Raw genomic sequence first — 10,662 nt, 5'->3', positions numbered from 1 at the left:
AAAGAATAATGAACTATAACCTTTCTACAATTCCGTCAAAAGAGATTATGCCTGGTTTACATGGCAAATTGGTACATTCTGAAAACATGAGTATGGCATTTTGGGATGTTGAAAAAGGAGCTGAAGTGCCTGAACATGCTCATATGAACGAGCAGATCATGCACGTAATGGAAGGTGAATTTCAATTCACACTAGATGGCGACACCCAAATATACTACCCGGGCGACATTGTGGTCATTGCCCCTCATAAAAAGCATAGTGGCATTGCCTTGACCCCATGTAAATTATTAGATGTTTTTAGCCCTACAAGAGAAGAATACAGATAAAGGATGGTTGTTAACAACGGTTACGCTCATTTATCCCATCTTAAAACATAAGAAATGAATATATCTTTAAAAAATAGAAAAGCATTAGTTGGTGGTAGTAGCGGTGGTATTGGTAAAGCAATAGCACAACAATTAGCAGAAAGTGGTGCCAGTGTAACCTTGATGTCTCATAGCGAAGAAAAATTACACCATATAGTAAATGACTTACCTACAGACCAAGGTCAGCAACACCAATACCTAGCCGTAGATTTCAATAATTTCAAAGATTACAAACAAGTAATAAGCACCTACTTTGAAAACAACACGGCAGATATATTGGTTAACAATACCCAAGGTCCGGCTGCAGGCAGCGCTTTAGAAAAAAAAGTAGATGATTACCAAGTAGCTTTTGACCTCTTGTTCAAAACCGTAGTCTATACGACAGAATTGGCTTTGCAGTCAATGACAGAAAATAATTGGGGACGTATTATTAATGTAGCTTCGGTCTCTGTAAAAGAACCATTATCATACTTGGCACTATCTAACTCTATTAGAGCTGCCGTGGTCACTTGGGCCAAATCATTAGCTACAGATGTTGGCAAACATAATATTACGGTAAATAACGTTCTCACCGGTTATTTTGATACCGACCGTATTGCGCAACTTAATGCCAAAAAAGCGGAACAATTAGGTATTGAACAAAGCCAGGTAAGAAAAGAAATGGAATCTAGAGTAGCGGTGCAGCGAATTGGCGACCCAAAAGAGTATGGTTATTTAGCTGCATTTTTAGCATCTGATAATGCCGCTTATATTACGGGTATAAATATGCCAATTGATGGCGGACTATTGAAGTCGCTTTAGTTAAAATAATTTTTACGCCAACAACATAATTTAAACGTTTACAAACGTATATTATACGGATAAACACCACTAAGCAACCGTATTCATTGATACTTTAGAAGATTTGATTAAATTACGGGTAAATAAGAAATAAACGTACCTAGATACGTTTATCCAATTGTTGTAAGTAATTTAAACAAACCGTGATAATACGAAAGGAAATAAAGAATGACAATGAACTTTACTTATATTTCAATGGAAAATTGATTTATAAAAGATGGTTGAATCTTGGCTATTCTAAAGTCTTTGATAAAATGGCTTATGGAAAAGATACTTTTGTAAGTATTGTAACAGACGAAAATGGAAAAACGAGACACAAGAGAAAAATATTTATAAACGGAGAATTTTGTGAATCTAAACAAGATTTTTGGAATAAATACGTTGCGGAAATAGACTCTGAATCGGTAAAACATTTTGGAAAAAATCTTGATGCTTTTAATGACGCTATAACAGCAGAAGGACCAGGTTTTCCAGGAGATTGTATAATAGAAATAATCGGAACTGAAAAACTGGAAAAAGTATTCGGGAAAGATGATTTTGATTTTATTCTAGATTTATTGAGAAACGCTGAATTCGTAGATTTAATAGTGGAAAAATCAGAGGTGTGAAATACAAAAATATTCCTTCAGCAATTCACAATTTTGGACATAGTTTTTTAAGCTATGAAAATTATGTTGATTCTGATTTCGTAATTGATGAATTGAATAAAATAAGTGGAAAGAATTATGACATAAAAATTGATTGGAAAACTAAAGAATTCCAACCAAAGACAATGATTTCTGACCGAATTACTAAATCAATTGGGTATTGGTATGATAACATAAATGAGCATTTCAAATCACAAAATGTGGAATTTGACTCTCTAAAATCATTTGAACTAATTTGGGAAAATGGAAAAAGACCAAAAGTTATTGCGACTGACGATAGAGGAAAATTTTACGAAAAGGAAATAACAAATACATTATAAACTGAATAAAAAACTACTTACAACACCGTATATAATTTATTGCTAGTTCTAGCCTACTTACGAAAATCCTCGCGGATTTTCTATTCGGTTTTTATTTACTAAATTACGTGCTAAACCACGCAACAAACCATATACAACAACGTTACCTGCTAATATGAAAAAGCTTTATTTCATATTGCCCTTTTTAGTTTTTAGTCAAAATTTTGTCTTTTCACAAACGGAAATGGAGATAGATTCGCTTCTGCAAAAGATTGCGGAAACGGAAAATTCTAAGGGAATCGTAAAAACTGTTCAGGCGGAAAAAATAATCTCTTATGGAGAAAGTTCTTTACCCATTCTCTCGGACTTTTTTACCGATTCGACCGAAACAAAAGTCTTTTCTGAATGTCAGGCACGAAATTTATCGAAAGGAGAATTGGCAATAATCATGGCGGACGGAATTGACAGAATGCCTTATATGCGTATAACTGGAATACAAAATTGTCTTCTTACTTATTGTGAAAACAATCCGAATTGGATTGAATATTACTTGTATGCAATTAATAGAGATGGACTCAATAATTTCCAAACTAAATACAAAGATTGGTTGGCTTATCTGAAACTTTCGGACAAGGAGAAAAGAAAAGTCGAAAGGAAAAATAGTAGGGAATTTAGAACTCAACAACGAAATTTCAGAAGAATGCTAAAAAATAACAGCAGGTAACAATACCTATAATTAATTGCTGCCAATTTTCCTCACGGAAAATCTTTCGCAATTTTAAGTACCTTAGCTAGCACGCTGGAAACATCCTGTGGACATTTCCGCAACTAATCATAGCCGAACCGTTGTGCAACATTTGCCAAATCACAGCCAAAAAATGAATTCGAAAATATTTGACCATATAAAATTCATATTAATTGACTCGATAAATGACGATATTCAAGGAGTCTACGAATTGAATAATGCTGTGAAGAAGTATTACACTGAATTGGACACTCAAAATGGAACTGAATTTGTTTGCGGGAAAATACTCTGTGAACTGATTTCGGATAATTATGTAAAAGTTCTTAAAATGACTAATCCTGAATTTAAGAAAATTGAGTCTATAGAGACCAAAATTGGACTGAAAATAGCGTCGGACAAAACTAATTGGACTGAATACCAAAATGGATGGATTTACGGAATTGAAAGTGTGGATTTAAAAAAATCAGTTGAATTGGAAAATAAGCTTTACGAAAAAATAAAAACGTTGCACAACAATGCCTAAACGTAATGCGGACTTTAGGGCTAAATCGAAAGGTCAGTGTATATTTATAATGTCGCTAAATCTTATGGATTTAGCTTTGGAACAAGAAAAGAAAAAGCAAAACAATAAGCTTTAGCTACGTCGGCAGACGGAAACGAAAAGTTTCCTTGCCTCCGCACTACGCTTAGCCCAACCGTTAGCAAAAATGGCTCAAAACGAAAATTAATTGGAGTTCAAGACGAAAATAATTGTTTCTATCGCATTTATAATAGGCGTTCCTATTTTGCTGAAATTAGGAGAGATAAATGATAAGCGCTTTATTAATAGACTTGAAAAAGTTAATCCATGGTTAGCGAAAAAATCTTCATGGTTTTTCTCGAAAGAGAAAGGCTCTTTTTCAAAATATATAGTTGTGATTTTCATAATAATTCTACTATTGACCATATGGGTAGATTTTGAATAAACCGTGTCAATTATTATACAAAGGGCTTGAGCAACTTTACGCAATTGGATTTTTTAGCTTGTTTGCTCAAATGGACCTCACTCCTACCCAATCGTTACGCAAATGGACTCTACTCAGGCAGGGGATTTAGGATAATGTAATCGTTCGTGCTTACTCGTGCGTGTCGCCACATTTTGCTAACAATACCTAAAATTAATTGCTCCGGATTTTCCGATGGAAAATCTAGAGCAATTTTGCTATTTTAGTTCGCGATGGGAAATCCTGTCGGATTTCACAACGCAACTAATCTTAGCTTAAACGTTAGCCATTATTTTAATGAACCTTCGAAATATTAAATACATATTGATTTTATTTCTACTAATTTCTTTTGGGTGTCGAAATGAATCTAAAACTGATGGAAATTATCATCTGTGTGAAAATGGGTATTATTCTGAAGTTTATATTAAAAATGATTCGATACGTATCGCTTGGGACACAAATGGACAAGATTTGTCGGAATGGCAAAAAATTAAAATAAAAAATGACACGCTTTATTTTGAGCAATTTGGACATATGCGGGACTCTATTAAGGGTACTTTAAAATATATCGGGAGGAGTAAAACGGAATTTCATTATTTCGTAGGCTCAGGAAAGTATAGCTTTGAGGGTATGGACACATTAATTGGAATCGATAATAGTTTAAACTTTGAGCCAATTGAACAATTCTGGTCGGAATTTGAAAAAAGAAAGAATAAAGCAGATTGTAAAAATATTGCGGATAAAAACGCTGGCTAACACAGCCTAAACGTAATGCGGACTTTAAGGCAAAACCGAAAGGTCTGTATATATTTATAAAGTCGCTAAATCTTATGGATTTAGCTTTGGAAAAGAAAAAATAAAACTAAACAATAAGCTTTAGCTTCGTGCGCAGACGGAAACGAAAGGTTTCCTTATCTCCGCACTACGCTTAGCTCAGACGTTACCACACATTTTGGTACACCTATGAATATTGAAGATTTAATAGAAGATTATAAAGAGCAAACAAAAATCTATTCTGAATCAGAGCATGACTATTCGGATAAAACTTCTGTCCAAAAGTGTAATAAAGCGGTTGGAAGAATGTATAAAATTGTCCAAATGATTTCGAAAAATAACGACTCAAACGAAATCGCAAGATTTTCTGAACTATTAATTGAAAAAGAAAACAGAACCAATATTTGGGCTGCCGTTCATTTGCTCGAAAAATTAGAATATGATAGAAGTAGTGGGCAAAACGCATTGAAAATTATAAAAAAAATAGCTAGCGGAAATGATGCCCGAGCTTTGGGCTTTCAATATTGGCTAAAAGATTTTAAGTTAAAATAATTCTGGTTTTACTCAAAAGTAATTGTTAAGCGAATGGACTTTTTAGCTAGTTGACGGAATGGACTTTACTCAGACGCAATCGTTACGCAGATGGACTTGCCAAAATTGCACATTCGAAAGTGCCAAGAGAGCGCAAAAAACGTGTGGTAACAAAACCTAAACGTAATGCGAAGTTTAGGGCAAAACCGAAAGGTCTGTGTATATTTATAATGTCGCTAAATCTTATGGATTTAGCTTTGGACAAGAAAAAATAAAACTAAACAATAAGCTTTAGCTACGGGGTATGGCGCTAAGGGAATCGCATCTCTAAAACCGCACTACGTTTAGCTCAAGCGTTAGGCACAATTTCAAATGAGCACGAAATGGAAATCGGAAATTAAGTGGATTCTATTTATTGGGGTATGTGCTTTAGTGCTCACTTTTATCATCTTGTCCCAATTTCAAAACTATAATTGGACTCTAGGATTCCAACACTCAGGATTACTCTGGATTTTATGGATTTTCATTTCGCTATTGGGTATAATAGGCGGGATTATCTATTTCATCAGATTTTTAATATCCAAAGAATACAATGGACTTAAAAACCAATTGACTTTAATAATTCTGTCCATATCCGTTATCGGAATTTATGGAATTGCAAAAGTAGCGAATGGACTTGAAAAATATTTTACTCCCACCTCTGAAAAAACAGAATACGGATTTACCATTTATCCACCACTAACAGCCGACCCAGAACAATGGGAACAATTAAATGGACTTAAAAATCATGCTAAAACCGCATATGAACTTATGTTTCTCATGATAATTTTGCTAATTATAACAGCTGTAATTACATGGAAAAGAAAAAAAACTGCGCCTAACAATACCTAAACGTAATGTGGACTTTAGGCTAAAACCGAAAGGTCTGTGTATATTTATAATGTCGCTAAATCTTATGGATTTAGCTTTGGACAAGAAAAAATAAAACTAAACAATAAGCTTTAGCTTCGTGCGCAGACGGAAACGAAAAGTTTCCTTACAACCGCACTAATCTTAGCCGAGACGTTAGCAATAATTCCCAATACAGAATCCGATTAATTCCTCGAGCTAACGAGAAAAAAGATGCTGAAAAAGGAAAATAATAATTAACTGATTATCAATAACTAAATTTGACGTTAGTCGAAATAAAAAAATGAAGTGGTTTAACAAGAAAAAAAAAACAATAGAAAAATTTGAATTTAGAGACGAATTGTCTAATTCATATGAGTCGAATTTAATAGACAAATTGGGTATTCAAAAAAATCATTTTATTCAATTATTTAAAGGTATGATTGTTTCTGAGGTTTTATCTGACGAGGAAATGGATGGGATTCAATTTATTGTAATTAATGATAATGCAAAGAGTTATTATTTTTTAAAAAATGAACTGAAGAAAAAAGGCTGTACTATTGAAATGTCCTTAAACATTCCATCTAAACGTTATTCGAAATTCGATTATAACCAATATTCAGGTAATGAAAAAATTGAGGACATTAAAAAACAGATAATTAAACTTTATCCTATCTCAAAACAGATAAATTTCATAAATCAACTTGAATATTGGAAAGATGACAAATCTGACATAAGTGCTATTTACGAATATTGGAAAAGCACATATCAGGCGGAACCAATTTGGGCTGACGGCAACGAGAATTTAATTATTATGCAATCAGATAAAGCAAATATTGATTTAATGAAATTATGTGAAGATAAATTTATTATTGCACCTGGAATCAAAGAAAAAATAAATGATGGATGGGGAACAATAGAGGATTTACAAACAAGTTTAAAAAGTAGATTACCAATTGTTGATTTATGCTTCTACAACTAAAAACTATTGCTAACAATGGCTATAATTAATTCGGGTTTTGGTGCTTAACCCAAATTTTAGAGCTTTTAACAGTCCGCCAAATCTTTTGATTTGGCTTTAAAATGAAAAAGATAAAACAAAATAAAAAGTTTTGGCTAAGTGCTTAATCGGAAATTAATCGCTTTTTAATCCCGTACTAACCATAGCCGAGCCGTTGGGCTTCATTAGATAACAAATGAAAATAATATTATACGTAACAGTAATTATCGGAATTCTGACAAGTTGTTCTGAACAAAAATCAGATAAAAATAAATCTATTGAATCTAAAAAGGTAGAACCAATTTCGACAGATATTTCTAAGGAGACTGTTAAACAGCAAAATTACCGTCAAATAGAATTAAAAGAAAACTCGATTGACAGTTTTGCTCTTCCGTTTCCTGAAGAGAATATGCTTTTACCACTTCGGAATTATTACAAACCATATTGGGTTGAAGCTAATATCGGACAACAAGATGGACCTGACTTTATGTACATTGATATTTTAAAGCTTGACACTCCTCTTGTTTATTTCAATTTCGATTCAGAAAATGAGTTAATTCTTAATAGTATTATTGTTCACGAATCAACAGTAACTGACCAATATGGACTAAATGTTGGCAGTACAATTGAAAAACTGAAAGAAAACAGAGGTGATGGGGAAATTAATTTTGACCCTTACCATCAACACGTCTACTACTATTACGAAAATTCAAATATTTCTTATGAAATAAACGGAGATTTAGAAATACCAGCGGACATCCAAAATATAGAGGACTTGATAATAACGGAAAAAGATGTTGAAGGATGGACAATTGAATACATAATTTGGAGAAAGAAATAACGAAAGCCCAACAAGGGCTATACCTAATACGGGTTTTCTGCTAAACGAAAGGTCTGTGTATATTTATAAGGTCGCTAAATCTTATAGAATTAGCTTTGGACAAGAAAAAATAAAACTAAACAATAAGCTTTAGCTTCGTGCGCAGACGGAAACGAAAAGTTTCCTTACTACCGCACTACGCTTAGCTCAGCCGTTGCCAACAATACGAAAAATGAAAATCGGAACTAAAATATTAATCCTTTTCTTGACTTTAAATTTTCTTTCCTGTAAAGAAATTGCTCAAGAAACGGAAACTGAAAAACTAACAACTGAAATTGATTTTTCGGACACGGAAAAAAATTCTATTCCAAAACCAATTGGAATTATAAATGATTACGGTGAAGTTTTTACAGAACCTCAACGTGCTGAATTATCAAAAATACTTTATGATTACGATATTGAAACAACCAGACAAATTGTGGTAGTGACTGTTGACAGCATAAGACCTTATGAGAACATTCAAAGATACGCAACAGATATAGGTCAAACTTGGGGAGTAGGAACTGCCGAAAAAAATAACGGATTAACAATAGTACTTTGTAAACCTTGCAGGCAAATAGGCATTTCAACCGGTTACGGTACCGAAGTAGTTTTAACCGATGAAATATGTAAAAATGTAATTGATAGTATAATAATACCCGAATTTAAAAATGAGAAATTTTATCTCGGTATTAAAAAAGGTGTATTAGCATTAATAGAAAAGTGGAAATAAGTTTTATAAACACTACTTCTGATAAAAGCATTTTGTAGCCCATTAAAAATTATATCAAATGACTATTTCACAGAAAAAGCAACCTCATAATATAGATGAAAGCATAAATACTTTTGATGTTAAGAAAAATATTGATCAAAAAATAAGATATTTTACTCGCTTATTCTACTTTGAAAAAATGCATATTGCCATCATTGAAAAATTCTATTAATGGAATTATCTAAGAGAACATTAAATAGCGGACTGAGTTTCTCAATGGAATTCGGAAAAAATTGGCTAGCTGACATTCAAGAAAGCTTACAAAATGATAATCTCGAGTTAACTACATCAGAATTAGATTTCTGCAATAAGCTTTGCAAAAAAGTAAATAAATGTGCTCATGATTACGTGAGTAATAATCCGGTAATAGGTGAAAAGGAAATTAGTTTTGTGGAATTTTATTCATTTACGAAATTCATCATATCAAAATATGAGTGGATTAATGATAAAAACCTTCGCCATCTTTATAGCCAAAGCTGCTATTACGCTTTAAAATAATCGAAAATTAAAATAAGTAAATGACTCTTAAACTACTTTAAAAATTAAGGCGACTATGCAATCGCTAGGTATAAAATATAATTAATTACTTAAACAAACTCACTTTAATTGAATAAACAACGTTGTTAATACTCCCCTCATAACTGTCATTTAAAAAAATGAAAAACTATTTACAATTAATAGTACTATATACACTGTGCATAACATTTGGTTGTAAAGAAAATGCCAAAGACCAAAATACAAGCAATACTCAAAACCAAGTTGTATTAAAGAATCCTATTAAAGAAGTTGATATTGTAAAGGAGTCAATAACAGCTCCTACTCAAACTAAAGAGAAACAGCAATACATTATTGCAGAGTCTGGCTTAAATTATAGAGATAAACCTAAAGGTAAAGTAGTAGGAAAATTTGAGTGGAGAGATAAAGTAGAATACCTTTTTAGCACACAGCAAACAGAAACTATTACAGACAATTATCAAGAAGTTGAAGGCACATGGGTCGCCGTAAAACATTTAAATGATACCGTTTATGTTTTTGATTATTATTTATCTGAACACGAGCCAAGGAGATCAAGAACTAAATTATACTATGCTGAACCCTATTATAGAGGAATACTTCAGCCCTCTAAAGAAATAGATATAAGACTAGCATTTGTTAATGTATCTGAGAGTTTTTACATGCCCGAAAATTTCATTGATGAAAATGATTTACGAAAAGACACGATACACTTTAGTAAAAAACAACGTACAGAATTCTTTAAAAGAATGAATTATGCTAACAGCGATACATTGTTCATTTACGACTTAGCATCAACTTTAGTTAAAAGACTCCCTGTTAAAAACATACCATTAATGGCTTGTATTAACCCTTATTCTAGCATAATAGATGAGTACAAAACAGAAGATTATTATAGTTATGACTATCAAATTGGTTTTAATTTAGGTAGGGCTGATTATAGCGGTTTTGCTGTAATTGGGAAAGAAAATCCTTTTGTTGAAAAAGGATTACAACCCTTAATTTTCAAAAAAATGAATCAACAGCAAATTGATAGTAACCTAAAGAAACAAATAATCTCAGAAGATTTGGTGAACGATTCTATTTTTAAACCCTACACATCAAGTTATAAAAACATAAGTGCATTTGTAAAGGCAAATACAGAATATTCAAATTGGTCTGATTTAATTATTATAAATACACAGACAAAAGAATCTTTTGAAATTTATCAAGAAGAAGGGGAATCAAGCGGTAAGGCTGACCTAAATCTAGAAGATGCAGTGTCAGAACGCCCAGAAAACTATCAATATATCGGCAATTTATTTAAGAACAAACCGCCTGTTGTATTTGGGTTTATGTGGGAGTCTTTTGGTTGTTCTCAAATTCAGTTTTTAGATAATAATGAATTACCTATTGGAATTTTATGTGATAATAGGCATTAAAAGATAAACCCATTACTCTAGCAAC

At 32.4% G+C, this 10,662-nt stretch carries 14 protein-coding genes; all 14 read left to right on the top strand.

What is annotated here, in order from left to right; genetic code table 11:
- Positions 1-8 precede the first annotated feature (8 nt).
- Complete coding sequence (locus UH1x_RS12360) at positions 9-326, top strand: cupin domain-containing protein (RefSeq protein ID WP_482621954.1); 318 nt, start codon at positions 9-11, stop codon at positions 324-326.
- A gap of 54 nt (positions 327-380) precedes the next feature.
- Positions 381-1,166 (top strand): SDR family oxidoreductase, encoded by a 786-nt coding sequence (locus UH1x_RS12355; RefSeq protein WP_482621952.1) that lies wholly within the window; start codon positions 381-383, stop codon positions 1,164-1,166.
- A 182-nt stretch (positions 1,167-1,348) separates the two neighbouring features.
- Complete coding sequence (locus tag UH1x_RS12350) at positions 1,349-1,813, top strand: barstar family protein (RefSeq protein WP_104515826.1); 465 nt, start codon at positions 1,349-1,351, stop codon at positions 1,811-1,813.
- On the top strand, positions 1,810-2,172 hold the full coding sequence (locus UH1x_RS12345) for a hypothetical protein (RefSeq protein ID WP_025744134.1): 363 nt from the start codon (positions 1,810-1,812) through the stop codon (positions 2,170-2,172). Before UH1x_RS12350 ends, UH1x_RS12345 begins: the two co-directional genes overlap by 4 nt.
- A 154-nt stretch (positions 2,173-2,326) precedes the next feature.
- Positions 2,327-2,875: a hypothetical protein gene (locus tag UH1x_RS12340; RefSeq protein WP_482621950.1), complete on the top strand. Its 549-nt coding sequence runs from the start codon at positions 2,327-2,329 to the stop codon at positions 2,873-2,875.
- A gap of 154 nt (positions 2,876-3,029) precedes the next feature.
- Positions 3,030-3,419: a hypothetical protein gene (locus UH1x_RS12335; protein ID WP_482621948.1), complete on the top strand. Its 390-nt coding sequence runs from the start codon at positions 3,030-3,032 to the stop codon at positions 3,417-3,419.
- A gap of 784 nt (positions 3,420-4,203) precedes the next feature.
- A complete protein-coding gene (locus UH1x_RS12330; protein ID WP_482621946.1) occupies positions 4,204-4,635 on the top strand; it encodes a hypothetical protein in 432 nt (143 codons plus the stop codon).
- Between the two features lie 207 nt (positions 4,636-4,842).
- Positions 4,843-5,205, top strand: coding sequence for a hypothetical protein (locus UH1x_RS12325; RefSeq protein ID WP_482621944.1), 363 nt, complete (start codon positions 4,843-4,845; stop codon positions 5,203-5,205).
- Between the two features lie 351 nt (positions 5,206-5,556).
- A complete protein-coding gene (locus tag UH1x_RS12320) occupies positions 5,557-6,075 on the top strand; it encodes a hypothetical protein (protein ID WP_482621943.1) in 519 nt (172 codons plus the stop codon).
- Positions 6,076-6,376: 301 nt separating this feature from the next.
- Positions 6,377-7,054 (top strand): hypothetical protein, encoded by a 678-nt coding sequence (locus UH1x_RS12315; protein ID WP_482621941.1) that lies wholly within the window; start codon positions 6,377-6,379, stop codon positions 7,052-7,054.
- A gap of 214 nt (positions 7,055-7,268) precedes the next feature.
- Positions 7,269-7,913, top strand: coding sequence for a hypothetical protein (locus UH1x_RS12310; protein ID WP_482621940.1), 645 nt, complete (start codon positions 7,269-7,271; stop codon positions 7,911-7,913).
- 211 nt (positions 7,914-8,124) lie between these two features.
- Complete coding sequence (locus UH1x_RS12305; protein ID WP_482621938.1) at positions 8,125-8,664, top strand: TPM domain-containing protein; 540 nt, start codon at positions 8,125-8,127, stop codon at positions 8,662-8,664.
- Positions 8,665-8,874: 210 nt separating this feature from the next.
- Positions 8,875-9,201 (top strand): hypothetical protein, encoded by a 327-nt coding sequence (locus tag UH1x_RS12300; protein WP_482621936.1) that lies wholly within the window; start codon positions 8,875-8,877, stop codon positions 9,199-9,201.
- A gap of 158 nt (positions 9,202-9,359) precedes the next feature.
- Positions 9,360-10,637: an SH3 domain-containing protein gene (locus UH1x_RS12295; protein ID WP_482621934.1), complete on the top strand. Its 1,278-nt coding sequence runs from the start codon at positions 9,360-9,362 to the stop codon at positions 10,635-10,637.
- Positions 10,638-10,662: the final 25 nt, after the last annotated feature.

Source organism: Maribacter sp. UH1, from assembly GCF_056839145.1.
Note: the sequence above shows the minus strand (reverse complement) of the source record. Positions and strands in the feature narration are given on the sequence as shown.

What these genes read in the sequence shown, in the direction of transcription:
- UH1x_RS12340 (WP_482621950.1), top strand. Translation starts at nt 2,327, where the DNA reads ATGAAAAAGCTTTATTTCATATTGCCCTTTTTAGTTTTTAGTCAAAAT.
- UH1x_RS12305 (WP_482621938.1), top strand. Translation starts at nt 8,125, where the DNA reads ATGAAAATCGGAACTAAAATATTAATCCTTTTCTTGACTTTAAATTTT.
- UH1x_RS12355 (WP_482621952.1), top strand. Translation starts at nt 381, where the DNA reads ATGAATATATCTTTAAAAAATAGAAAAGCATTAGTTGGTGGTAGTAGC.
- UH1x_RS12325 (WP_482621944.1), top strand. Translation starts at nt 4,843, where the DNA reads ATGAATATTGAAGATTTAATAGAAGATTATAAAGAGCAAACAAAAATC.
- UH1x_RS12335 (WP_482621948.1), top strand. Translation starts at nt 3,030, where the DNA reads ATGAATTCGAAAATATTTGACCATATAAAATTCATATTAATTGACTCG.
- UH1x_RS12360 (WP_482621954.1), top strand. Translation starts at nt 9, where the DNA reads ATGAACTATAACCTTTCTACAATTCCGTCAAAAGAGATTATGCCTGGT.
- UH1x_RS12295 (WP_482621934.1), top strand. Translation starts at nt 9,360, where the DNA reads ATGAAAAACTATTTACAATTAATAGTACTATATACACTGTGCATAACA.
- UH1x_RS12300 (WP_482621936.1), top strand. Translation starts at nt 8,875, where the DNA reads ATGGAATTATCTAAGAGAACATTAAATAGCGGACTGAGTTTCTCAATG.
- UH1x_RS12315 (WP_482621941.1), top strand. Translation starts at nt 6,377, where the DNA reads ATGAAGTGGTTTAACAAGAAAAAAAAAACAATAGAAAAATTTGAATTT.
- UH1x_RS12310 (WP_482621940.1), top strand. Translation starts at nt 7,269, where the DNA reads ATGAAAATAATATTATACGTAACAGTAATTATCGGAATTCTGACAAGT.
- UH1x_RS12320 (WP_482621943.1), top strand. Translation starts at nt 5,557, where the DNA reads ATGAGCACGAAATGGAAATCGGAAATTAAGTGGATTCTATTTATTGGG.